Annotated in this window: 19 protein-coding genes and 1 pseudogene; 12 read left to right on the forward strand and 8 right to left on the reverse strand. The window is 74.3% G+C overall.

The features are described from left to right. Nucleotides 1-307: 307 nt before the first annotated feature. From AB0B33_RS27135 to AB0B33_RS27145, 3 genes are read left to right on the forward strand one after another with little or no spacing between them, the layout of a single operon-like run. Nucleotides 308-835, forward strand: a complete 528-nt coding sequence (locus tag AB0B33_RS27135) for a hypothetical protein (RefSeq protein ID WP_247022733.1) — start codon at nucleotides 308-310, stop codon at nucleotides 833-835. Nucleotides 836-844: 9 nt separating this feature from the next. After that, on the forward strand, nucleotides 845-1657 hold the full coding sequence (locus AB0B33_RS27140) for a DUF3592 domain-containing protein (protein WP_360776828.1): 813 nt from the start codon (nucleotides 845-847) through the stop codon (nucleotides 1655-1657). A 9-nt stretch (nucleotides 1658-1666) separates the two neighbouring features. Then, nucleotides 1667-2503, forward strand: a complete 837-nt coding sequence (locus AB0B33_RS27145) for a hypothetical protein (RefSeq protein WP_360776830.1) — start codon at nucleotides 1667-1669, stop codon at nucleotides 2501-2503. Nucleotides 2504-2506: 3 nt separating this feature from the next. On the opposite strand, the gene AB0B33_RS27150 is transcribed toward AB0B33_RS27145, so the two are convergent. The 8 genes from AB0B33_RS27150 to AB0B33_RS27185 all read right to left on the reverse strand — a co-directional run bounded on the left by AB0B33_RS27150 (nucleotide 2507) and on the right by AB0B33_RS27185 (nucleotide 9700). Then, a complete protein-coding gene (locus tag AB0B33_RS27150; RefSeq protein ID WP_360776989.1) occupies nucleotides 2507-2800 on the reverse strand; it encodes an STAS domain-containing protein in 294 nt (97 codons plus the stop codon). 255 nt (nucleotides 2801-3055) lie between these two features. After that, the gene (locus AB0B33_RS27155; protein ID WP_360776832.1) at nucleotides 3056-3655 is read right to left on the reverse strand and encodes an NAD(P)H-dependent oxidoreductase; all 600 of its coding nucleotides are present in this window, start codon (nucleotides 3653-3655) and stop codon (nucleotides 3056-3058) included. A gap of 112 nt (nucleotides 3656-3767) precedes the next feature. Then, the gene (gene mug / locus AB0B33_RS27160; RefSeq protein ID WP_360776834.1) at nucleotides 3768-4334 is read right to left on the reverse strand and encodes a G/U mismatch-specific DNA glycosylase; all 567 of its coding nucleotides are present in this window, start codon (nucleotides 4332-4334) and stop codon (nucleotides 3768-3770) included. Nucleotides 4335-4403: 69 nt separating this feature from the next. After that, entirely contained in the window at nucleotides 4404-5537 is a 1134-nt protein-coding gene (locus tag AB0B33_RS27165; protein WP_360776836.1) for an agmatine deiminase family protein, read from the reverse strand. A gap of 77 nt (nucleotides 5538-5614) precedes the next feature. After that, nucleotides 5615-6169 carry a helix-turn-helix domain-containing protein gene (locus AB0B33_RS27170; protein WP_360776838.1) on the reverse strand — a complete coding sequence of 185 codons (555 nt, stop codon included), beginning with the start codon at nucleotides 6167-6169 and terminating at the stop codon, nucleotides 5615-5617. A 78-nt stretch (nucleotides 6170-6247) separates the two neighbouring features. Beyond that, nucleotides 6248-7015: an alpha/beta fold hydrolase gene (locus tag AB0B33_RS27175; RefSeq protein WP_247022741.1), complete on the reverse strand. Its 768-nt coding sequence runs from the start codon at nucleotides 7013-7015 to the stop codon at nucleotides 6248-6250. Between the two features lie 13 nt (nucleotides 7016-7028). Next, nucleotides 7029-8678, reverse strand: coding sequence for a non-ribosomal peptide synthetase (locus tag AB0B33_RS27180; protein WP_360776840.1), 1650 nt, complete (start codon nucleotides 8676-8678; stop codon nucleotides 7029-7031). Further along, nucleotides 8678-9700 (reverse strand): TauD/TfdA family dioxygenase, encoded by a 1023-nt coding sequence (locus AB0B33_RS27185; protein WP_360776842.1) that lies wholly within the window; start codon nucleotides 9698-9700, stop codon nucleotides 8678-8680. Before AB0B33_RS27185 ends, AB0B33_RS27180 begins: the two co-directional genes overlap by 1 nt. 207 nt (nucleotides 9701-9907) lie before the next feature. On the opposite strand from AB0B33_RS27185, the gene AB0B33_RS27190 reads away from it, so the two are divergent. The 9 genes and pseudogenes from AB0B33_RS27190 to AB0B33_RS27230 all read left to right on the forward strand — a co-directional run bounded on the left by AB0B33_RS27190 (nucleotide 9908) and on the right by AB0B33_RS27230 (nucleotide 24226). Continuing rightward, nucleotides 9908-10330, forward strand: a complete 423-nt coding sequence (locus AB0B33_RS27190) for a cobalamin-dependent protein (RefSeq protein ID WP_247022744.1) — start codon at nucleotides 9908-9910, stop codon at nucleotides 10328-10330. Then, a pseudogene (locus tag AB0B33_RS27195) lies at nucleotides 10327-11544 on the forward strand (methylaspartate mutase); the annotation flags it as partial. The gene AB0B33_RS27190 and the pseudogene AB0B33_RS27195, both read left to right, overlap by 4 nt. A 45-nt stretch (nucleotides 11545-11589) precedes the next feature. Next, nucleotides 11590-12585, forward strand: a complete 996-nt coding sequence (locus AB0B33_RS27200; protein WP_360776991.1) for an asparagine synthetase A — start codon at nucleotides 11590-11592, stop codon at nucleotides 12583-12585. Beyond that, on the forward strand, nucleotides 12582-13823 hold the full coding sequence (locus AB0B33_RS27205; protein WP_360776844.1) for a glutamate synthase-related protein: 1242 nt from the start codon (nucleotides 12582-12584) through the stop codon (nucleotides 13821-13823). Before AB0B33_RS27200 ends, AB0B33_RS27205 begins: the two co-directional genes overlap by 4 nt. A 106-nt stretch (nucleotides 13824-13929) precedes the next feature. Beyond that, nucleotides 13930-18684 (forward strand): amino acid adenylation domain-containing protein, encoded by a 4755-nt coding sequence (locus AB0B33_RS27210; protein WP_360776846.1) that lies wholly within the window; start codon nucleotides 13930-13932, stop codon nucleotides 18682-18684. Continuing rightward, entirely contained in the window at nucleotides 18681-23000 is a 4320-nt protein-coding gene (locus tag AB0B33_RS27215) for an amino acid adenylation domain-containing protein (RefSeq protein WP_360776848.1), read from the forward strand. Before AB0B33_RS27210 ends, AB0B33_RS27215 begins: the two co-directional genes overlap by 4 nt. A 14-nt stretch (nucleotides 23001-23014) precedes the next feature. After that, a complete protein-coding gene (locus AB0B33_RS27220) occupies nucleotides 23015-23209 on the forward strand; it encodes an MbtH family NRPS accessory protein (RefSeq protein WP_360776850.1) in 195 nt (64 codons plus the stop codon). A gap of 1 nt (nucleotide 23210) precedes the next feature. After that, nucleotides 23211-23477 (forward strand): phosphopantetheine-binding protein, encoded by a 267-nt coding sequence (locus AB0B33_RS27225; protein WP_247022749.1) that lies wholly within the window; start codon nucleotides 23211-23213, stop codon nucleotides 23475-23477. Continuing rightward, nucleotides 23474-24226 (forward strand): alpha/beta fold hydrolase, encoded by a 753-nt coding sequence (locus AB0B33_RS27230; protein WP_360776852.1) that lies wholly within the window; start codon nucleotides 23474-23476, stop codon nucleotides 24224-24226. Before AB0B33_RS27225 ends, AB0B33_RS27230 begins: the two co-directional genes overlap by 4 nt. Nucleotides 24227-24447: the final 221 nt, after the last annotated feature.

The raw sequence follows: 24447 nt of genomic DNA on the forward strand, positions 1-24447 counted from the left end.
ACGAGCTGCGCACCTGGCTTGCGTGGTGGTGTGAGAGGCGGAGCTGTTCGCCTGTCTTTCAGGTGGCGTTGACCGGCCTGGATACCGCCGGCGACCGGAATCCTGGTGAGCGCGCTGGGTGGCGTCGACCCGGTCGCCGAGCTGCGCACCCGGCTCTCGCGGTGGCGTGAGCAGCCGCAGCCAGCCCGCTCACCCGTCCTCCGAGTGGCGCTGATCTGCCCAAATGCCCCCGGCGACGGGCAAACCTGGGTTCGGTAGCACCACGGCCCGCCGAAGCTGTGCACATCGCACAGAGAGGCAGGAGCCCATGTTCAAGAAAATCCGCCAGAAGGTCGACGAGGCCACCCAGCAGGGCGCGGCCCGCGGTGCGCAAGCTTTCCAGCAGCACGCGGAGCAGTTCCGGCGGGCGGCCGCGGCCCAGGGGCACGACATCACTCCGCAGCTGCCGACACCGCAGCTCGCCGCGCAGGCTTTCCGGTCGATGACCGCCGATCCCGCGATGGCCGCGTTCCTGGCGCTGCCCGCCGAAGAGCAGCTGCGACAGCAGCAGGAACTGCAGGCCTACGGCACCGAGCTGCGGCGGCTGTACGACACCGGTGAGCCGGCCACGCTCGTCGTCCGGGCGCTGGAGCCCACCGACCGGACGGTCGCCGGGCAGGCCCGGTACACCGCGACGCTGGAGGTCACCCGCGCCGACGGCAGCACCTACCGGACCGTCGCTCCGCTGATCACGCCGCTGGCGACGATCCAGCAGTACGCGCCCGGCACCCGGCACGAGGCCCGCGTCGACCCGGCCGACCCGGCGAAGGTCGCCGTGTTCGGCCCGATCGACTAGGGGGACGCGGTGTTCGCCTTCGGACTGCCGGGGGACCCGCGGCCGGGCCGGCGCGGGCGGCGGCTGTGGCTGCTCGGGGTGCCCACGACGCTCGCCTGGGCGGCCGCGGGCTGGTCCGGCTCGCTCGGGCTGCTGGACGGCTTCCGGCTGATGTCGCTGAACCGCGTCGACGCGTGGGGGGCCGACGCGGGCCCGACGGCTTCGCTGGTGCTGTTCTTCAGCCTCGCGATCACGGTCGCGTCCTCGCTCGGCTTCGCGATGCTGTGGGCGGCGGGCCCGTCCCTGGACCGGCTGGCCACCGGCTTCCGGGCGGGCTCGCTCACCACGGCGCTCGGCGTCGCGCTGGGCAGCGGGCTGGCCATCCCGTCGTGGACGCCGCCGGAGTCGGTGGGGCGGCGGCTGCCGTTCCTCGACGGCGACGCCGAGCCGTGGTCCGATGTGGACTGGGTCGTCTACTACGAGCCCTACCTGGTGCCGGCGGTGGCCGCGCTGGTGGCGCTGGTGCTGATCGCGGTGCAGCTGCGGACGTTCCTCACCGAGGCGGAGGCCGACGACCGGGCCGAAGCCCTGCGCCGCACCGGCCGGGAGGTGACCGGCCACGTCACGCACGTCGAGTTCACCAACGTCTGGGTGCTGGGGAACCCGCGGTTCGTCGTCCACGTCCGGTTCCCGGCGGAGACGGGGGAGTGCACGGTGGTGACGACGATGATCACGCCGTTCCTCCAGGCCCCGACCCGCGGTTCCCGGGTGCGGGTCCGGTACGACCCCCAAAACCCGGAAGCCGTGCTGGTGGAACCGGATCCGGCCGAATCACCCTTCTGAGGAGCTTTCGTGTCCCTTGCCGCCCTGCTGCGCGGCTTCCTCGGCGGCGGTGTCGCCGGGGGCGCGCTGAGTGCCTTCGTCACCGGCATCATCCTCGAAGACGTCCCGCTCATCCTGACCGGCGTGGGCCTGCCCGTCGCCTACGGTGTGCTGCTGTTCGTGGCCGGCGTGCCACGCCGTGCCCGTGAGGCGGCCGTCGTTCCCCGCGTCGCGCTCGCGAAGATCGAAAGCCGGCGCGCCGGGGGTACGGAAACGGGCGACGTGCCGGTCACCCTCGTGCTCACCGTCGCTCCCGACGGGCAGCCGTCGTTCCGCGTCGAGATCGTCCACCACGTCAACCTGGCCGACCTGCCCGACGTCCGGGCGGGGGACGTCCTCGTGGTCCAGTACCCGCCGGACCGGCCGTGGCTGGCGAAGGTCGTGCCGGTCCCGGGGGCGCAGTGGCGGAGCCGGGCGGCGGACGCGGTCGTCGAGTCCGCGCCCGAGTCCGCCGTGGTCGCGCCGCCGCCGGAGGGGTGCGCGGTCACCGTGGCCGCCTTGCTGGGCCTGCTGCTCGGCGCCGCGATCGTCGTGGGGCCCCACCGGGTGGAGCTGTTCAGCAGCCACGAGGAGGAGCCGGGTTCGTCGTCCACCACGGTGGTGACGTCGTCCTCCTCGTCGGTGTCCATGACGATCGTCGTGGACTCGCCGGAAGGATTGCGCGGTGCCCTCGAGTCTTCGGGACTGCCGGCGGAGCTGATCCCCGACCTGGAACGGCAGGCGGCGAAGGCCCTCGACGCCGGAGGGCAGCGGAGGTGGCAGTTCACGGTCGGCGACGTCACCGTCCAGGTCATCCTGCCGCGCTGAGGCTCAGCTGACGGCGGACCGCCGGCTCGTCGATGCCGCGCAGAGCGCCAGCCGCTCGCGGGCGAGCGCCAGCGTCGGGTAGACCGGCAGCAGGTGCTCGAGGCGCAGCGCCGCGATCGGCCGCACGACGGCGTGCTGGTCGCTGGCGATCACGCACGGGATGCCGGCGGCGTGCGCTTCGCCGGTGGTCAGCAGCAGGATCCGCAGGGCTTCGGCCGAGCAGAAGCCGACCCGGGTGAGGTCCACGAGCAGCGCTTTCGGGCGCTTGCGCAGCTCCGCGGTGAGGCGGGCGAACAGGCGCTAGGCGATGTGCTGGTCGAGGTCGCCGACGGCGGCCAGCACAGTGGCCTCGCCGGTCGCGGTGATCGTGACGGTCGTGGTGCGCCGGTGGAACCGGGCTACCGGGTCGTCAGTGCGCATGGTTGCTGCCACCTCCGGTGTGGACGGCGGCTCCACGGAGCCAGGCCGGCGCGAAGTGCGTCACGGCTGCTGGGTTGAACCGCGGATACCTGTGCTCTTACCCAGAACTCGCGCGGCTGAAGCACCGCGTTCTCACCCGGCCGGGTACTGCTCCTTTTCGAGCAGCCGGGCCAGGTGGACGGCGTTGCGCACCAGCGTGGCGTTGGTCGACGCGACGGCCTCGGGAGTCTCGTCGAGGTCGTTGTAGTCGCCGCCTTGCATGGCTTCGCCGTTCCAGTAGGTGCCGCCCTGCGCCGGGATCGAGAACCCGGTGTCGTTGAGCGCCTGGAACAGGTCGGCGATGATCTTGTGCGCGCCGTCCTCGTTGCCGACCGCGGCGGCCACGGCGACCTTGCCGAACATCGCCGGGCGGCCGTCCTCGTCCGTTTCGGACAATTCGGCGTCGAGCCGTTCCAGCACGCGCTGCGCGACGCTGGACATGTGCCCGACCCACGTCGGCGTGGCCACGAGCAGGATGTCGGCCTCGTGGATCTTGGCGCGGATCGACGGCCACGCGTCGCCGTGGCCCATGTCGGCTTCCACGCCGGGCCGGACGTCGTGGTCGACGACGCGCACGGTCTCGCCGGTCACGCCCTGCCGCGCGAAGAGCTCGAGCAGCTGCGACGTGATCAGGTCGCTGCTCGACTTCGCCGGCGAAGGCTTGAGGGTGCAGACGAGGGCCAGGACGCGCATCGGTACCTCCGTGATCGGCGTGGGCGCCGGGGTTTCCCCGCTCACCGGGTGGTAAACCGCGGTCGATCTTGCTCGGCGGGCCACCGACGGCGTCACCGACGACGCCGGCTGATCAGTGGGGGCCTTCGCCGAGGAGACCGGAGCGGTCCGGGATGCCGGCGGCGACGCGCAGCCGCGCGAACTCGATCGCCAGTGCCTCCGGCGGGAAGTGGGCGTTGAGGCCGCTGGGGTTGGGCACGATCCACACGCGGGCGCCGCCGATCGTCGTGGGTTGCGGGCCGAGCTGGGCGGCCGGGGCGCCGAACGCCGCCCGGTAACCCGTCACGCCCAGCACCGCCAGCCACTCCGGTCCGATCTCGCGGATCCGCTCGGCCAGGTCGCGGCCGCCGTCGGCGAGTTCGGCGCGCGACAGCTGGGCGGCGCGGGCCGTCGGGCGGCGGACGATGCTGGTGATGCCCAGGCCCCAGCCGAGCAGGAGGCGCTCGTCCTCCGCGCGCAGGCGGCGGGGCGTGAACCCCGATCGGTGCAGGGCGGGCCAGAACCGGTTGCCCGGGGTGTGGAAGCTGTGCCCGGCCGCCGCCGAGGTGAGGCCGGGGTTGATGCCGGCGAACACCACCCGCAGTCCCCCGGCCAGCACGTCCGGCAACACCGCGTCCGCACCACTTCCCGGTTCCCGCACGCCTCCGACGTTACCGCCGGGCGGACCCGCCGGTGAGCACGTCCCGGCGCCGGTCGTGCGCACCTCGGATCAGCCCGGCATGTCGTGCGTCGAGCAGTGGATCCCGCCGCCGCCGGCGGCGATGGCGTCGATCGGGACCAGGACCACCTCGCGGCCCGGGAAGTGCTCCGCCAGGATGCCGCGGGCGCGGTCGTCAGCCGTGGAGTCGCCGAACTTCGGGAGGAACACCGCGCCGTTGGCCACGAAGAAGTTCGCGTACGACGACACGAACGCGTCGCCGCGGCCGGTGATCCGGTCCGGGTCCGGCTGGGGGAGGTCGACGACCTCGAGGCGCCGCCCGGCGGCGTCGGTGGCCTCGGTGAGCACTCCGCGGGCCTGGTCGCCGGCGCGGGACCAGACGTCCGGGGGTTCGCCCGGGAAAGCCTTGTCCAGCACCACGACCCCCGGCGCGACGTAGCGGACGAGGCAGTCGACGTGCGCGTCGGTGATGTCCTCGCCGCGCACGCCCGCGAGCCAGATCACCGTGCTGACCCCGAGGGTGCTTTTGAGCTCGGCTTCCACCCGTTGCCGGTCCTTGCCGGGGTTGCGGTTGTCGTTGACCAGCGAGCTTTCCGTGACCAGCAACGTGCCCCCGCCGTCGGTCTCCAGCGCGCCGCCCTCCGCGACCAGCGGGGCCACGACGCGGGGGAGCCGGTACTCCGCCAGCACCGCGCGCGCGACGCCGGCGTCGTTCGGGTGCTGCTGCTTGCCGCCCCAGCCGTTGAAACCGAAGTCGATGCCGGCCGGCTTTTCGCCCTCCTGGACGAAAACCGGTGCCGTGTCGCGGGCCCACAGGTCGTCGGTCGGGATGGGGACGACCTCGACGTCGGTGCCCACGGCGGCCTGCGCCTGGTCCCGGTCCGCGGGTTTCGCGAGCAGGACGACGTTCTCGAACCCGGCCACGGCACGGGCCAGCCGCGCGATGTCCGCCTGGACGTCGGGCAGGTCGGCGCCCCAGATCCCCGCCGACGACGGCCAGGACATGAGCGTGCGGGCGTGGTGCTCCCATTCGGCACCGAAGGTCCGCGCGGCCGGGGCAGGGCTCACGGCCGGCGAACCCGGCGAGCCCGGCGGGGTCCGCGTGGTGCACGCGGCGAGGGCGGTGGCGCCCAGCCCGGCCAAAGCCGTGAGAGCGCCGCGGCGGGACAGGAGTTCGGGTGGCATGACCCCAGCCTGACACTGACTGAAAATTCAGTCAAATCGAAACCGGCGGATCACCGGTGACGTCCGGGACAAGGGGGTCAGGAGCCGAGTTCGGCCGTGATCGCGCCGAGCAGCAGGTCGCGTGCCCTGACCAGGGGGAGCGTTCCGGACAGCCAGCGCTCCGACAGGCCTTCGACCAGCGCGGTCAGCCGCTCGGCGACGTCGTCCGCCAGGGCGGCCGGAGCCGCGGCCGCGACCAGCTCGGCGATCTCGGCCACCCACGTCCCGGTGGCGCCGGTCAGCCGGTCGCGCAGCTCGGGTTCGAACACCGCGCTGGCGCGCAGCTCGCCCCACGCGAGGCTGTTCTCCCGGACCTCGTCGACGTCCTGCAGCTCCAGCAGCAGGCTCTGCTCCAGCAGGACCCGCGCGTCCCCGGTGTCCGGCAGCGCCCGGGTCGTGTACCGCTCGGCGCGGTCGTTGACGTGGTCGAGCGTGGCGCTCAGCAGCCCGGCGCGGTCCTTGAAGTGGTAGTAGATGAGGCCCGTCGACGCTCCGGCTTCGGCCGCGACCTCTTCGACCCGCAGGCCGCGGACCCCGTTCCGCGCGATCACGGCGACCGCCGCCCGCAGGATGAGGTCGCGTTTGCCCGCCACGCCGCCGCCTTCCGTTGACTGAAGCTCCAGCCGACACCGTAGCGGGGTCCTCCGGGCCGGGAGGACCCCGCCGCGGGGTCAGCCGGCCGCCGGGAGCGGGGACAGGGCCGGGATCCGGGTGGGCAGGGTCCGCCAGATCTCCGGGGTGTAGAAGTGCCCACCGGGGAGTTCGACGTGCCGGTAGCCGTTCCCGGCCAGCGCCCGCCACTGCTCGGCCGCGTCCGGGACGATCACGTCGTCGTCGGCGCCGGTCAGCACCTCCAGCGGGACGCTCGCCGTCGCGCCTTCGGGGGCCCGGAACGTGTCGCGGACCCGGATGTCGGCCCGCATGAGTTCCAGGGCCATCTCGCTCAGCTCCGGGTCGTCGAGCACGTAGCCGGGCAGCAGGCCGTTGGTGCGCATCCACGCCACCAGCTGCTCGTCGGTGTCCTGCTGGGCCGGGAACATGTCCCGCGGGGTGAGCCCGCGGCTCGGCGCGTTCGCCGACGACACGATCAGCGTCTCCGGCAGCGGGCCGCCCCGCAGCCGCAGGCGGTGCGCCACCTCGAACGCCATCCAGCCGCCCATGCTGTGCCCGAACAACAGGTACGGGCGCGGGCGCGCGGCCGCGGTCACGGCGTCGGTCGCGTCTTCGGCGAGCGCGTCCCAGTCCGGGGCGAAGTCGTCGAGGAAACGGCCGTCGCGCCCCGGGTAGCAGATCGTCACCAGTTCGACGTCCGGCGGCAGCACGTCGGCCCACGGCAGGTACGGGCCGGAGCCGCCGCCGCAGAACCCGAGGCACACCAGCGTCTTCGCCGCGCCCGGGTTGGGTTTGGCGCGCACCACGGTGTTGCGGAGGTTGTCCATCGCCGTGCTCCTTTCAGCTCGTGGCGAGCGCCGAGACGTGCTTGGCGAGGTCGGCCAGCCGGGGGTGCCGGTAAACGTCCTTAGTGGACACCGGAACGCCGAAGTTCTTCTTCAGCCGGGCGACCACGCGCAGGGCGACCAGCGAATGCCCGCCGAGGGCGAAGAAGTCGTCGTCGGCGCCGACGCCGTCGCGGCCCAGCACCTCCGCCCAGACGTCCGCGATCAGTTCCTCCACGGGTCCGCTCGGGGCCGGGCCGCCGTCGGCCTCCGGCTCGGGCAGCGCGGCGGTGTCGAGCTTGCCGTTCGGCGTGCGCGGGAGTGTCTCGAGCCGGACGAACGCGGCCGGGACCATGTGCTCCGGCAGCTTCCCGGCCGCCGTCGCACGCGGGTCGCCGCCGCCGACGTGGTAGGCGATCAGCCGGTCGTCGCGCAGCACGACCGCCGCGGCGGTGACGCCGGGGGCCTCGCGCAGCACCGCCTCGATCTCGCCGAGCTCGATCCGGTAGCCGCGCAGCTTCACCTGGCGGTCGAGCCGGCCGGTGAACTCCAAGGTGCCGCCGTCGGTCCAGCGGACCTCGTCGCCGGTCCGGTACAACCGCGTGCCCGGCGGGCCGAAGGGGTCGGGCAGGAACCGCTCGGCGGTCAGGCCCGGCCGGCCGAGGTACCCGGCCGAGAGCCGCGGCCCGGACAGGTACAGCTCACCCGAGGGCGCCGGCCGCAGGGCGGCGTCGAGGACGTGGGCCCGGATCCCGGCCAGCGGCACGCCGATGTGCGGGGCCGGGCCGGTGATCCACGCCGCCGTGGCGTCCACAGTGGACTCGGTCGGGCCGTAGAGGTTCAGCGCCTCCAGCGGGCTTGCGGCCAGTTCCCGCCACATCGGCTCCGGGATCGGCTCCCCGCCGACGAACAGCCGCAGCGGGCGGTCGAGCAGGTGCTCCCGCAACGCCGTCCAGTGCGACGGCGTCAGGTCGAGGTCGGTGACGCCGCAGTCGTCCAGCCACGCGGCGAGCGCGGCCGGGTCGGTGCGGTGGGCGTCGTCGAGGACCACGACGGTGTCGCCGCGGCAGACGCGTGCCCACTGCTGCACGGAGGCGTCGAAGGACACGCTGGCGTTCCAGGCGGCGACCCGGGGCCCGGCCGCGTACATGCCCGCCTGCTCCAGCGCGGCGACGAGCGCGGCCACCGCGCCGTGGTGCGCCGGGACGCCCTTGGGGCGCCCGGTCGAGCCGGACGTGTAGATCACGTAGGCGGGATCGAAGTCCGACACGGCGGTGTCGGCCGCGGCCGGTCCCTCCGCACCGGGTGCGACGACGACCGCGTCCGCCGGGAGCCAGCCCGGCGTCGTCGCCGAGACCAGGGCCCGGATCGCCGCGTCGCCGGCCATGAAAGCCAGCCGGTCGGCCGGGTAAGCCGGGTCGAGGGGGACGTAGGCGGCGCCGGTCCGCCAGACGGCGAGCAGGGCCACCACGAGGTCGGTGCCCCGGCCGAGAGCGACCCCGACGCGGTCGCCGCGCCCGACGCCGTGAGCGCGCAGGGCACCGGCCAGTGCGGCGCTCCGGCGGTCGAGTTCGGCGAAGGTCAGCGCGGAATCGGTGTCCCGCACGGCGATCCGCTCGGGCGCGCGGCGGACCGCGTCGCGGAAGCGGGGGAGCAGGCCGGCCATCAGCGGGCCCCGGCCGGCGGGACGGTCGGCGCGCAGTCGGCGACGTCGACGGGCTCGCCCATCGCGACGACGATCTTGCGGTCGCCGCGGAACGGGTCGCGCCCGTGGGTGTTCAGGATGTTGTCGACGAGCAGCAGGTCGCCCGGCTGCCACTGCTTGCGCACGGTCGCGGCGTCGTAGGCGGCGTCCAGTGCGGCCATCTCCTCGCGGGTCAGCGGGCTGCCGTCGCCGATGGCGGTGTTGAACGGGAGGTCGTCGCGGCCGAACTCGTCGATCAGCGTCTCGCGCAGTTCCTCGTCGAGCGACCACTCGTTCCAGAAGGCCAGGTGGTTGAACCAGACCTCCTCGCCGGTGACCGGGTGGCTGATGACGCCGGGCCGCACCTGGCTGGTCCGCAGGTGCCCGTCGGCCTGCCAGCGGGCCGCGATGAGGTTCTCGGCGCAGTAGCGTTCGACGTCCTCGCGGGTGGTCGCGGCGAACGCGGTCCGCCAGTCGGTCGAGATGTGCTCGGAGTAGCTGCGGTCGAGCAGCCAGCCGTGCGCGCGGACCTTCGCCACGAGCTCCGCCGGCAGCGCGCGCAGCACCTTGCGGACGTCGGCGACCGGCGTCGCCCCGCCCTCGGCCGGGGCGATCAGGCAGGAGAACATCAGCAGGCCGGGGAAGGTGAGCGTGTAGCTGTTCTCGTTGTGCATCCGGATCCGCTGGGCGGCCGGCAGGTCGGTCGAGGAGAAGACGCCGTTGCCGAAGTCGCTGCGCGGGGTCGCCTTCTCGCGGTACGGCGTGCGGGCCGGCATCAGCGTGTCGCGGACGCGCCCGAAGTCCTCGACGCTCGCGATCGGCAGGCCGCGCAGGTGCACCGCGCCGTGGCGGTGCAACGCCGCCCGCAGCGACGGGGCCGCTTCGGCGAGCCACGCCACGGCGGCGTCGAGATCGGTCAGCTCGCGCACTTCGGCGCTCGCCGGCTCGCCGGGCTCGACCACCCAGTCGAGCGGCAGGAACTCTTTGACGCCCAGTGAACCCATCGTTTGTCCTTTCGCCGCACCCGCCGCGGGCGTCCACAGTGGAGCCACCCGGGTTCGCTCGTGAGCCGACGCTAGGCCGCGTCCCGGCCGCGCGGCGGCAGCCGGTGCGGCAGTGCGGCGGCAGTTTCGGTGCCCGCCGGGTTGCCGCCGCCCTCCTGCCGCCGCAACTGCCGGTCGGGCTCCGTTGCCCCGCTTAGGTTCGGGAACGTGACTTCGGAACTTCGCCCGGTCGCGGTGGTCAGCAGCACGGCCTCCGACGCGCACACCTGGAACCTCGTCTACCTGCAGCTGCTGCTCGAAGAGCTCGGCTTCGCGGTGACGAACCTCGGCGCGTGCGTGCCGGACGAGCTGGTGGTGCGCGAGTGCCGACGGCTGGACCCGGACGTGGTGGTGCTCAGCACGGTCAACGGCCACGGGCACACCGACGGCCTCCGCCTGGCCCCGCGCCTGCGGGCCGCGCTGGCCGGCGCGGCCCTGGTCATCGGCGGCAAGCTCGGCGTCGACGGCACCCGGGGCGTGGCGGCGGAAGCCGAGCTGCGCGCGGCGGGCTTCGACCGCGTCTTCGGCGACGGCGACATCGCCGCCTTCCGGCGCTACCTGGCCGCGCTGCCGGTGCGGGTGGCGTCGTGAGCGTGCCGTTCGGGGCGTTCGTCGCCCGGGAGCACGCGGCCGGCCGGCTGGTCGTCCAGCCGCGGATGGGTTTCCCGGCGCCGGACGTCATGCGGGACGGCCTGCGCCGCACCCGCGACGCGGCGGCCACCACGGTCGGCACGCTGACCCTCGACAGCTACACCCGCGTCGGCGACCTCGTCACGGCGGCCCGTGCGCTCGCCGGCGGCGCGCCGCTCAACGGCTTCCCGCTCGTCACGCACGGCCCGGAGGTGACCCGCGAGGTGCTGGCCGGCGTGCTCGGCCCGGGCTTCCCGGTCCAGGTGCGGCACGGTTCGGCCGCTCCGCGCGACATCGTCGCCACGCTCGTCGCCGCCGGCCTGGACGCGACCGAGGGCGGGCCGGTCTCGTACTGCCTGCCCTACAGCCGCACCCCGCTGCGGACGGCGGTGCGGCACTGGGCCGACGCCTGCGCCCGGCTGGCGGCGGCGAGCGGCACGGCCCACCTGGAGACGTTCGGCGGCTGCATGCTCGGCCAGCTCTGCCCGCCGGGCCTGCTGGTCGCGATCAGCGTCCTCGAAGCGATCTTCTTCGCCCAGCACGGACTCCGCAGCGTCTCACTCAGTTACGCGCAGCAGACCGACCCGGCGCAGGACGAGGAAGCCGTCCGGGCGCTGCGCCTGCTGGCCGCCCGGTACCTGCCCGGAGTCGAGTGGCACGTCGTGGTCTACGCCTACATGGGCGTCTACCCGCGGACGCCGGCCGGCGCGGCCCGGCTGCTGACGTCCGCCGCGCGGCTCGCGGTGCGGTCCGGCGCGGCCCGGCTGATCGTCAAGACGGCCGCGGAAGCCCACCGGATCCCGACCGTCGCGGAGAACGTCGACGCGCTCGAGCTCGCCGCGCGCGTCGCCGCCGGGACGCCGGCCGGGGCCGGCACCGAGGACACCGGCATCCACGCCGAGGCCACCGCGCTCGTCGAAGCCGTGCTGGACCTGGATGACGACCTGGCCGGCGCGCTGCCGGCCGCGTTCGCCCGCGGCCTGCTCGACGTCCCGTACTGCCTGCACCCGGACAACGCCGGCCGGGCCCGCAGCTACCTCGACGCCGGCGGCCGCCTGCAGTGGGCGGACACCGGCGGGCTGCCGATCGGCCCGCCGTCGCGCGCCGCCCGGCCGCACCGGACCGGCTCGGCCGGGTTGCTGGCCGCGCTGTCGCACGTGGAACGGAAGTTCGACACGCCCCCGCCCGGCCGGGCCGGGGCCGGACCCGACAGGAGCGCCATGACCGACACCCCCGACGGGCAGCTGCCACCGCCGCTGCCCGTGCACCTCGCCTCACCCGTCACCCAGGCCGCGCTGCGCGTCCAGCACCAGGTGCTGAACGCCGTGCGGGAGTTCCTCGGCGGCGAGGGGTTCACCGAGCTGCTGCCGCCGGTGATCGGCCCGGTCACCGACCCCGGTGTCCGCGGCTCGAAGCAGCTCGACGTCGACTACTACGGTCACCGCTACAAGCTGATGACCAGCGGGATCCTGTACAAGCAGGCGTCGCTGCTGGGCTTCGGCAAGATCTTCTACATCGCGCCGAACGTCCGCGCGGAACCGGTCGAGACGTGCTCGACGCGGCGGCACCTCGCCGAGTTCCACCAGATCGACGTCGAGGTCGCGGGCGCGAGCCGGGCGCAGGCCCAGGACGTCGCCGAACGGCTGCTGACGCACGTCGTGAAGCACGTGCTCGCGACGGTCCCCGGCGAGCTGACCGGGCTGGGCCGCGACCTCGCGGCGCTGACCGGCGTGCTGTCCGGGGCGTTCGGCCGCACCACGCACGCCGCCGCCGTCGCCCGGCTGCACGAGCTGGGCCACCCGCAGAGCCCGGACGCGGAGCTCGACTGGGCCGGCGAGGAACTGCTGTCCCGGGCCACCGACCGGCCGTTCTTCGTCGACGACTACCCCAAGGGCTCGCGCGGCTTCTACGACCGCGAAGCCACCACCGAGCCCGGTGTCCTGCGCAACTTCGACCTCCTCGCGCCCGGCGGCTTCGGCGAACTGGCCAGCGGCAGCGAACGCGAGTCCGACTACGCGCGGATCGTCACGCGGATGCGCGAGACCGGCGAGAACCCGGCCAAGTACGGCTGGTACCTCGACATGGTCCGCGAGGGCATCCCGGCGAGCGCGGGCTTCGGGCTGGGCCTGGAGCGGCTCGTCCGGTTCCTCACCGGCCTCGACGCGGTGTGGCGGGTCAACGCCTACCCGAAGGTCCCCGGGCTGGTGGCGCCGTGAAGGCCCCCGGCTTTCCCGAGGCGGCGGTCCGGGACCGGGCCGCGCGGGGCGCCGCCGCGGTGTTCCCGGCCGAATCCGCCTACGGCAGCGAGGTGTTCGGTGCGGCCGGACCGGAGGGCGACGAGCTGGACCGCGCGCGGCTGGTGCCACCGGTGTTCGTGCCGCTGCGGCTGGAAAAGCTGATCGAGCTGGGCCGCGAACCGCTGTTCTCCGACGTCGAGCTGGCGACCGGGATCGGCGGGTTCGCCTCGCCGCTGCCGGTGTACCTTTCGGCGTTCGGCTCGACGCAGCTCGGCGGCGGTGACCTCGCGATGGCGGCGTCGCGCCAAGCCGGGCGGCTGGGCCTCCCGATGGTGCTCGGCGAGAACGTCGTGCCGGTCAACGGGTACGCGAACGCCCTGCTCACGCGCGTGCGGGCGTACGCCGGGGAGGTGCCCGACGGGCTCGGCGGGGTCGTGGTGCAGCAGAGCACCGAGGACGCCGACGCCGAGGTCTGGAACCTCGTCTACAGCGACCCCGCGGCGTCGGCGCTGCTCGACGGCGGCCGGCTCGGGTTCGAGCTGAAGGTGGGGCAGGGCGCCAAGCCCGGTCTCGGCGGGATGACCCTGCTGGATGCGGCCGCCGCGGCGCGGGTCGACGGGCAGTACGCGCTCACCGAATTCGGCCCGCGGAAGTTGCGTTCGAGCAGTCCCGGGACGTTCACCGCCGAGATCCTGCGGCAGCAGGTCCGCTTGATGCGCAACAACTTCCCGCGCGCCCGCGTCTGGGTGAAGCTGCCGCCGGGCCGGGACGTCGCCGAAGCCGCCCGGGTCGCGTGGGCGGCCGGCGCGGACGCCGTCACCGTCGACGGCGCCGAAGGCGGCACGGGCTGGGCGCCCACGGCGTTCCTCGGCCACGTCGGGCTGCCGCTGGCCGAGTGCCTGCGCCGGATCGGGTCTCCGGCGGGCTGCCTGCTGGCGGGCGGCCGCATGTGGGAGGGCACCCGGGTGGTCAAGGCACTGGCCCACGGCGTCCGCGCGGCGGCGCTGGGCCGGGCGGCACTGGTCGCCGTCGACGAAGACCGCGCCGAGGGGCTGGTGCGGCTGGTCGAGGCGCTGGCGCTGGAGGCGCGGCTGCTGATCAGCGCACTGGGCAAGTACCGCCCGGACGCGCTGACCGCCGACGACGTCTGGCCTGCCGCTCCTGCCGCCGCGGAACTGCCGCTCGACCTGCCGGTCGCGGCGGTTCCCACCGCTTAGTTTTTCCCTCAGTGGCGCGGTCCCCGCGCCCAGCAGGTTCCGTGTCCGTCCTTTGTGGTCAGTTCGGGGTGAGCCCAGCATGTCGGTGCAGGACGAGAAACCGGCCGTGACGATCGATTCCACCCGCCCGGCCTTGCGGTGCGGGGCCCGGACGCTCACCTACGGCGAGCTCGAGGAGCTGGTCACGGCGACGGCCGAGCGCCTGACGGCGGCGGGCGCCCGGCCGGGTGACGTGGTCGCGGTGCGCAGCGAAGACCGGTTCGACCAGGTCACCGGGCTGCTCGCGATCTGGCGGGCGGGCGGGGTGCACCTGCCCCTGGACCCGGCGGCGCCGGCCGAACGCACCGAGCGCTTGCTGGCGGGAGCCGGCGCAAGGCTGCTCCTGGACGGCGGGGCAGTGCGGCCCGGCGGCCGTGAGTCCGCGGTACCGGTCGGCGGCGTGGTGCGGGTCGTGCGGCCTGGCGGCCGTGAGTCCGCGGTACCGGTCGGCGGCGTGGTCCGGGTCGTGCGGCCTGGCGGCAGTGAGTCCGCAGCACCGGTCGGCGGCGTGGTCCGGCCCGGTGGCAGCTGTCCCGAGCCCGCGGGCGGCGAGGCCCTCGCCTACCTCATCCACACCTCGGGCACCACGGGCGAGCCGAAGGCCGTCGCCGTCGGGCACCGCGCCCTGGCCGCGCACGTCGAAGCCATCTCCGCCCGCTTCGACCTCCGCGCCGACGACGTCGTCCTCCACTTTGCGCGGTCCACTGTGGACGTCGCCGTCGAGCAGATCACCAGCGCGCTGAGCGTCGGCGCCTGCCTGGTCGTTCCCGAAGCGAAGCTCCGCTCCGCCGAGGAGTTCTGGCAGCTGCTCGAAGCCGAGCACGTCACCGTCGCGAACGTCGCCGCCGGGTACTTCCACGACCTCGTCGCGTCGGTGCGGGCCGGCCGGGCCGTGCCGCCCACGCTGCGGACCATGGTCTCCGGCAGCGACCGGCTGTCCCCGGCCGCGGCCGCCACCTGGCTCGACCGGACCGGCGTCCGCCTGCTCAACGCCTACGGCCCCACCGAGACCGTCATCACCGCCACCGTGCACGAGGTCCGGCCCGGTCAGCCGGTCACCGTCGGCACGCCGGTCGGCGACCGCGTGGCGCACCTGCTCGACGAGCACCTCCGGCCGGTCGACGAAGGCGAGCTCTACCTGGGCGGCTCCCTCCTCGCCGCCGGTTACCTCGGCGACGGCGGGCGCACCGCGGCCCGGTTCGTCGCCGACCCGTTCTCGGCCGAGCCCGGCGCCCGGATGTACCGCACCGGCGACCGCGCCCGCCGCACCGCCGGTGGCGAGCTGCAGTTCCTCGGCCGCGCCGACGACCAGGTGAAGATCCGCGGCTTCCGCGTCGAGCCCGGCGAGGTGGAGAACGCGCTGGCCGCGCACCCCGCCGTCACCGCCTGCGCGGTCGTGCCGCACGAAGCCGCGAGCGGCACCCAGCTCGCCGCGTACGTCGTCGCCGAGCACCCGCTCGAATACCCGGAATTACGCGAGTTCCTCGCCCAGTCGTTGCCGGAGCACCTGATCCCGGCGAGCGTGACGCCCCTGCCGCAGCTGCCGCTCACCGCCGCCGGCAAGGTCGACCGCGCCGCGCTGCCGGAGCCGGCCCGCGCCGAGGCTGGCTACCGCGCCCCGCGCACCCCGGCCGAGCAGCTGCTCGCCGCGATCTGGGCGGACGTCCTCGGCGTCGGGCGCGTCGGCCTCGACGACAACTTCTTCCACCTCGGCGGCGACTCGCTGACCGCCGTGCGGGTGGCCGGTCGCGTGCTCGAAGTGTTCGGGCCCGTGTCGCCGTACCGGATCTTCGACGCGCCGACCCTGGAGCGCTTCGCCGCCGAGATGCACGACGGCGACGAGCGCCCCGGCCCGGTCCGCGCCCAGGCGTCCGACGCGCCGCTGTCCCGGTTCCAGCGCGGGTTGTGGCTGCTGGACGCCTGGCAGCCGGGCACGCCGACCTACAACGTGCCGTGGGTGTTCGACTTCGACGGCCCCCTCGACGCCGGCGTCCTGCGCGCGGCGCTTCAGCGGGTCGTGGATCGCCACGAGGCGCTGCGCACGACGTTCGAGGTCGCCGGGAGCCTGCCGCGCCAGGTGATCCACCCGCGCCTCGACGTCCCCTTCGAGATCACCGAGGCGGCCGACCCGGCCGGGCTGATCGCGGCCGACGCGCGGACGCCGTTCGACCTCGCGGCCGGGCCGCTGCTGCGCGCCCGGCTGGTCCGGACGTCGGCGACGACCGCGACCCTGGCTCTCGTCTTCCACCACATCGTCTGGGACGAGGGCTCGCTCGCCGTGCTCGACCGGGAGCTGCGCGAGTGCTACACGGCTCTGCTCGAGGGCCGCGAACCGCGGCTGCCGGAACTGGCCGTCCAGTACGCCGACTACGCGAACTGGTTGCAGGACAACGGGATTGCCGAAGAGCAGCTCGCCTTCTGGGCCGGGCACCTGCGCGGCCTGCCGGACCGCCCGGCGCTCGCGCCCGACCACCCGCGGCCCGCCGAACCGGCGCACCGCTGCGGCTACCACCGCTTCGCGTTCGACGCCGGCCTCGCCACGGCGGTCCGGCAGTTCGCACGGGAGGCCGACGCGACCCCGTTCATGGTGCTGCTGGCCGGCCTCGTGCTCGCGGTGCACCGGACCGGCGGCACCGCCGACCTCGTCGTCGGCACCCCGGTCAGCGTCCGCGAACGGCCGGAGCTCGACGCCCTCATCGGCTACTTCATCACGCTCCTCCCGCTGCGGTTCCGCGTCGAGGCCGAGGCGACTCGGCGGGACGTGCTCGACCACGTCCGCGGCGTCGCCCTCGACGGCTACCGCCACCAGGACGTGCCGCTGGAGGAGATCACCGGCCGGGTGCTGGGGGAGCGCTCCGGCGACCGGAACCCGTTGTTCCAGCTGGTCTTCGAGATGCACACCGCCGACCCGGACCCGCTGCCCTACGGCGAAGCGAAGCTCTCGCGGCGGCTGCACGTCAACGAGCTGTCCCGGTTCGACCTGTCGTGGTCGGTCGAGGACGACGGCACCGGCTTCGGCGGCCGGATCGAGTACGACACCGACCTGTTCGACGCCGCGACCCTGACCGCGCTCGGCGAAGCCTGGCTGACGGCGGTGACCGAGCTGGTCACCGAGCCGGACGAGTTCGTGCGGCCCGAAGAGACCGAGACCGCCGTCCTCCCCGTGCACGAGCTGTTCGAGCGGCAGGCCGCACTGAGCCCGGACGCCGTCGCCCTCGTTTCCGGCGACGACGAACTGAGCTACGCGGAGCTGAACGCGCGTGCCAACCGCGTCGCCCGGCGCCTGCGCGCCCACGGGGTGACCGAAGGCGCGGTCGCCGCCGTGCTGATCGAGCGGGACACCGACCTGGTCGTGGCCCTGCTCGGCGTCCTCAAGGCGGGCGCGGGCTACACGCTGCTGGACCCGGAGCTGCCGGAAGCCCGCCGGGCGGACGCGATCGCGGCCTCGGGAGCCCGGCTGGTCGTGGACCGCGCGTTCGTCGCGGCCGCCGACGGCCCCGAGGACGACCTCGGCATCGCCGTCAGCGTCGACGCGGTCGCGTGCGTGATGTTCACGTCCGGCTCCACCGGCCGGCCGAAGGGCGTGGCGGCCTCGCACCGCGCCCTCGCCGGGACCTACCTGGACCAGGACTACGCGCTCTTCGCGCCCGGCGAGGTGTGGCTGCAGTGTTCGCCGGTGTCCTGGGACGCCTTCGGCCTGGAGGTCTACGGCCCGCTGCTGTTCGGCGGCACCTGCGTGCTGCACCCCGGCCAGCGGCCGGACCCGGAGACGATGACCGCGCTCGTCGCCCGGCACGGCGTCACGCAGCTGCAGCTGTCGGCCACGCTGTTCAACTTCCTCGTCGACGAGTTCCCGGCGATCTTCGCCGGCCTGCGGGTGGTGTTCACCGGCGGCGAGCGCGCCTCGGTCGCGCACGTGGCCCGGCTGCGCGAGCGGTACCCGCACGTGCGGATCGTCAACGGCTACGGCCCGGTCGAGAGCATGGGCTTCACCACGTGTCACGTCGTCGGCGCCGCGGACGTGACCGCGGCCGCGATCCCGATCGGCGTCCCGGTCGCGCACAAGGACGTCCGGGTGCTCGACGAGCACTTCCGGCCGTCGGCCCAAGGTGAGCTCTACGCGACCGGGGCCGGGCTGGCCCTCGGGTACGTCGGGCAGCCGGGCCTGACCGCGGACCGGTTCCTGCCCGACCCGCTCGGCCCGCCGGGCTCGCGGATGTACCGCACCGGCGACGTCGGCGGCCGCACCACCGGCGGCCTGCTCACCATCACCGGGCGCGCCGACGACCAGGTGAAGATCCGCGGCTTCCGGGTCGAGCCCGGCGAGGTCACCGCGGCGCTGGCGCGCCACCCCGGTGTCAAGGACTGCGCGGTCGTCGCGCACGGGGGCGGGCTCGCGGCCTACGTCGTCGTGCGGGACGCCGCGCCCGGCTACCAGGACGTCTGCGACCACCTCGCCACGCTGGTGCCGGACTACATGATCCCGGCGAGCGTCACCGTGCTCGACGCACTTCCCTCGACCCCGAACGGAAAGCTCGACCGGGCCGCGCTGCCCGACCCGGACGGCGTCGTCGAGGCGGTGCCGGCGGAGCCCGCCGTCACCGAGGCCGAACGGCTGGTCTCGGCGGTGTGGGCCGAGGTCCTCGGGGTCGACGCGGTGGGTGTCGACGACAGCTTCTTCCGGCTCGGCGGCAACTCCCTCGCCGCGGTCCGCGTGGCGCTGCGGCTGTCCACCGAGACCGGCACCCGGGTCGCGCCGCGGCTGGTGTTCGCCTCCCGGACCGTCCGCGCGCTGGCCCGCCGGCTGGAGGTGCGGGCATGACCGGCCGCACCGCCCCGGTGTCCGGGCTCCAGCGCGGGCTGTGGTTCCTCGACCGCTGGAACCCCGGCTCCGCCGCCTACACCGTGCCGTGGGTGTTCACCTTCGACGCACCCGTCGACCCGGCCGTCCTGGAAAGCGCCCTCGACGGGATCGTCCGGCGGCACGAGGTCCTGCGCACGACGTTCTCGGCCGGTCCGGACGGTCCACAGCAGACGGTCCACGACGACGTCCGGATCCCGGTGCACCGCGGTGAACCCGACCTGACCGCCGGGTTCGACCTCGAAACCGGTCCCTTGCTGCGGGTGACCCTGGCGGACCCGGTGACGCTGGTTCTCGTCGTGCACCACATCGTCTGGGACGGCTGGTCGTCCGGGGTGTTCGAGCGGGAGCTGGCGGAGCTCTACACCGCGGCCGTCGAAGGCCGGGCTCCCGTGCTGCCCGAGCTGACCACCCAGTACGCCGACTACGCCGCCGAACCCGAGCCGTACGACGAACCGCTGGCGTACTGGCGCGAGCAGCTGGCCGGCGCGCCCGAGCGCCTCGCGGTGCCGGCCGACCGGGAAGCGCCCGCCCGGCAGGACTTCGGCGGCGACACCCGCGAGTTCGCGCTCCCGGCCGGGCTGGCCGCCCGGATCGGTGAGCTCGCCGCCGAGCTGGACGCGACTCCGTTCGTCGTTCAGCTGGCCGCGTTCGCCGCGCTCCTCAACCGCTACACCGGCGCGGCCGACCTGGTCGTCGGCACCCCGGTGACCACCCGCGACCGGCCGGAGCTGGCCGACCTGATCGGCTACTTCGTCAACATCCTGCCGCTGCGGCTGCGCGTCGACCGCGCCGCGGGCTTCCGCGACCTCGTGGAGCACGTGCGCGACACCGCGTTCGACGCCTACGCCTGCCTGGACGTGCCGTTCGACGTCGTGGTCGACGCGCTGGCCCTCGAGCGCTCGGCCCGGCACGCGCCGCTGGTGCAGGTCGTGTTCGGGGCGCACGCGGAGGAGTCCGAGCCGCTGCGGTTCGGGCCGGTCACCGCGACCCGGCGGGTGCACCACAACGGCACGAGCAAGTTCGACCTCACCTGGTCGACGTTCGACGACGGCGAGCTGCGCGGCGAGGTCGAATACCGCACCAGCCTGTTCGACGCGGCGACGATCGACCGGATGACCGGGCACTGGCGCACCCTGCTGGCCGCCGTGCTGTCCGAACCGGACAGTCCACTGTGGAAGGTCGAGCTGGCGCCTTCGCCGCCCGCTGCCGTCACCGCCGGCGAGTCCCGGTGCCTGCACGAGTCCTTCGAGGACACCGTGGACCGGTTCCCGGACCGGCCCGCGGTGACCTTCGGCGGCGTGAGCGTGACCTACGCCGAGCTGGACCGGCGGGCCAACCGGCTCGCGCACGCCCTGATCGCGGCCGGCGTCCGCCCCGGCGACCGGGTCGGCCTGCTGCTGGAGCGCACCGACGCGATCGTCGTCGCGATCCTGGCCGTCCTGAAGGCGGGCGCGGCCTACGTGCCGGTCGACCCGGCCGCGCCGGACGACCGCGCGGCGTTCGTCTTCGGCGACACAGGTGTGCGGCTGGTCGTCACCGACCAGGACACCGGGGGGCCGGTGTTCGACGTCGGGCAGGACGTTTCGGCCTACCCCGCGGACCGGCCGCGGGTGCCGGTCCGCCCCGGCGACCTGGCCTACGTGATCTTCACCTCCGGCTCGACCGGCCGGCCCAAGGGCGTCGCCGTGGCCCACGAGCACGCGGGGCGGCTGATGGCGTCCGGGCGCGCGCACTTCGCGTTCACCGAGACCGACGTCTGGACGCTGTTCCACAGCTACGCCTTCGACTGGACGGTCTGGGAGCTGTGGGGGCCGCTGCACCACGGCGGCCGGCTGGTCGTCGTGCCCTACCTGACCAGCCGGTCCCCGGAGGCGTTCGCCGAGCTGCTCGCGGTGGAAGGCGTCACCCAGCTGTGCCAGACGCCGTCGGCGTTGCGGCAGCTCGAAGCCACCCTCCGCGGCGGGCCCGCGTTGCCCGCCCTGCGGCAGGTCATGCTCGGCGGCGAGGCGCTGGACCCCGCGGTGGTGCGCCGCTGGTTCGCGCTCGGGCTGTCCGCGCCGCTGTGCAACCTCTACGGCATCACCGAAACCACCGTGCACGTCACCACCCACGACGTCACCGGACCGGACGGGTTCGCGCGCAGCCTGATCGGCGCGCCGCTGCCGCACCTGAGCGCCCACGTGCTCGACGAGTGGCTGCGGCCGTGCCCGGCCGGCGTGCCCGGCGAGCTGTACATCGGCGGCGGCGCGCTCGCGCACGGCTACTGGGGCCGGGCCGGGCTCACCGCGCAGCGGTTCCTGCCCGACCCGTTCTCGCCTTCGCCGGGCGCGCGGCTCTACCGCACCGGGGACGTCGCCCGTCGGCTTTCCGGCGGTGGTCTCGAGTACGTCGGCCGGTGCGACAGCCAGGTCAAGGTCCGCGGCTTCCGCATCGAGCTCGGCGAGATCGAGCACGCGCTGGGGACGCACCCTTCGGTCGGCGCCTGCGCGGTCACCGTGCACGACGACCGGCTGGCCGCCTACGTCACCGTGCCGCTGGACTACGCCGAGGTGCGGTCGTTCCTGGCGAAGTCGCTGCCGGAGCACATGATCCCGGCGACGGTGACCGTGCTCGACCGGCTGCCCGTCACGGTCAACGGCAAGCTCGACCGGGCGGCGCTGCCGGCGCCGTCCGCGCCCCGGCCGACGCGGGAGTACGCCGCGCCGAGCACAACGGGGGAGCGGCTGCTCGCCGAGCTGTACGCCGACGTCCTCGGCGTCGGCGGCGCCGGGGCGCACGACAACTTCTTCCACCTCGGCGGCGACTCCATCCGCGCGGTGCACCTGGCGGGCAAGCTGCGGGACCGCGGCTGGACGCTCACGCTGCCCGACCTTTTCGCCGCGCCCACCCCGGCGGCCCTCGCGCCGCTGCTGAAGCCGTGTGCCGCGGTGGCTCCGGCCGCGCGGCCGTTCGCCGGACTGTCCGAAAAGGACCTGGCGAAGCTGCCCGCGGACGTCGTCGACGCCTACCCGATGGCGGCGATGCAGCTCGGGATGATCTACCACATGGAGCTGTCGGGGGACGCCGGCGGCTACCACAACGTCAACAGCTACCGCGTCGCCGGCCGACTCGACGAGGACGCCCTGCGCGGGGCGGTCGCCGACGTCATCAAGCGGCACCCGGTGCTGCGGACGACGTTCGACGTGATCGGCTACCGCGAGCCGATGCAGCTGGTGCACGCTTCGGCGCCTGCGCCGGTCTCCACTGCGGACCTTCGCGGCCTTTCTCCTGCGGCGCAGAGATCCGCGGTGGGGGAGGTGTTCGACGCGTTCTGCGCGATGCGCTTCGACCTGCGTTCCGCACCGCTGTTCCGGGTGTCCGCCCAGCGGCTGGCCGACGACGTCTTCCAGCTGACCATCGCCGAGCACCACTCCATTTTGGACGGCTGGAGCTTCACCTCGCTGCTCACGGAAATCCTGGAGCGGCACGCCGCGCCGGACTCGCCGCTGGCGCCACCGCCCGCGTCGACGTTCCGCGACTTCGTCGCCGCCGAACAGGCCGCCGCGGCTTCTGCCGAGAGCGAGCAGTTCTGGCGCTCTCGCCTGGCGGGCGCGGACGGTGCTCTCTGGTCGGCCGACTCCGGGTCCGCGGCGGCGACGGCGGAGATCCCGCGCACGGTCGAGCGGGTCCTGCCGGACGCCCCGGCCCAGCTCGCGGCGCTCGCGTCGGCGGCCGGCGTCCCGATCAAGGCGGCCGCGCTGGCCGCGCACGTCCGGGCGCTGTCGCGGATCACCGGCCGCGACCGGGTCACGACGGGCCTGTCGGTGAACGGCCGGCTGGAGGAACGCAGCGGCACCGAGGCGTACGGGCTGTTCCTGAACACGGTCCCGCTGGTGGTGGACGCTGCGCAGGCGGACCTCGTGCGCGCGGTGCACGAAGCCGAGGTCGAGCTGCTGCCGCACCGCCGGGTCCCGTTCGCCCGCCTGGCCCGGCTCATGGACTCGCCGCGGCTCGAAGCGTGTTTCGCGTTCCTGCGGTTCCACGCACTCGGCCGGCTGGCGGGCTCGGCGACGAGCATCGTCGACGACCGGATCGGCTGCGAACCGGACATGCGGTACGAGCCGACCAACTTCGCGCTGGGTGTGGCACTGGTGCAGGACCCGGCTTCGGACCGGATCCTGCTGGCCGTGGACCACCTGCGGTCCTTGGTGCCGGACTCCGTCGCGGACGCGTACGTGACCGCGTACGCCGAAGAACTCGCCGCGCTGGTCGCGGAAAACCGTCAGCTGATCTGAGAGAGGAATCCACTGTGGACGCGTTCAAGGACTTCACGGTCGTCGTCAACGACGAGGAGCAGTATTCGATCTGGCCGGCTTCGCTGGACGTTCCGGCGGGCTGGCAGCTGGCGGGCAAGAGCGGCAGCCGCGAGGAGTGCGTGGCGTGGGTCGACGAGACGTGGACCGACATCCGCCCGAAGAGCCTGCGCGTCGCGCTCGGGGTTTGACGTGCTGGCGACGATCGCGGCGATGTGGGCCGAGGAGCTGGGCGTCCCCGAGGTGCGCCCCGAGGACGGTTTTTTCGAGCTGGGCGGGCATTCGCTGACCGCGTTGCGGGTGGTGTACCGGGTCCGCGACGAGTTCTCGGTCGACCTGTCCCTGCGTGATCTGATGGCGGCGGCGACGTTGACGGACTTCGTGTCGACGGTGGCCGCGGCCCGCGAGACCCCGGCCCGCCCGAAGGTGGCGCTGGTGGGCCGCCGGGGCACGCGATGACCCTCGCGGCCCCGCGCCCGGCCCTCGCGGGAGACTGGTGCTACCGGCCGTATCCGTTGACGGGCGGGGTGCCGCAGCTGGTGTGCTTCCCGCACGCGGGCGGCGACGTGACGGCGTTCAGCGGCCTGGCGGCGGAGCTGGTCCCGGACCTGGAGGTCTGGGCCATCCGCCTCCCGGCCCGCGGCGGCCGCTTCACGGACCGGATGCCGTCCGGTTTCCGTGAGCTGGTGACCGCGGTCGTGGCGGGTCTCGTCCCGCACCTGCGGCCGGGATCGGTGTTCTACGGTCAGAGCTTCGGGGCGCTGCTGGCTTACGAGGTCGCCCGTGCGTTGCCCGCGGATCGATGTCCCCGGCTGGTGGTCCCGGCGTGCGCGCCCCCACCGTCGGCGTGGCCGGGTTCGATCCCGCCGACCGACGAGGGTGCCGCGGAACTCCTCGCGCGATGCGGGCTGGCCGGGGCATTGCCGGACGACGAGACGATCCGCGAACTGGCGGTGGCGACGATCCGGGCGGACCTGACGGTCTGCCGCACCTACCGCCCTCCCGGCGTTCCGGCGACGTTCGCGATCCACGCGGTGGCCGGCGCCGGGGACGAAGCCCTGCCGCCGGGGACGCTCGCGGGGTGGTCGGCCGCGACGACGGGCCGCTTCACGACGTCGGTCGAGCCGGGTGGGCACCTGCTGGCGACGCCGCTGACCCGCGGCCCGGCGGACTTGCTGCGCAAGCTCCACCCGGCCGCACCCGCATGACCCGACCACCCAGCCGGCACTGCGGACTTGCTGCGCAAGCTCCACCCGGCCGCACCGCTTGACCCGGCCGCCCAGCCGGCACTCCGGCAGCCGAGCCGGCTACGGCGGCAGCCGCCCAGCTGGCCAGCCGGCGCCGGGGTTGGCACCCGGCCGCCCAGCTGGCACTCCGGCAGTCGAGCCGGCCAGCACCCGGCCGCCCCGGGGCGCCCGGCCGGCACCCG

Source organism: Amycolatopsis sp. NPDC049159, from assembly GCF_040648295.1.
Lineage (GTDB): Bacteria > Actinomycetota > Actinomycetes > Mycobacteriales > Pseudonocardiaceae > Amycolatopsis > Amycolatopsis pretoriensis_A.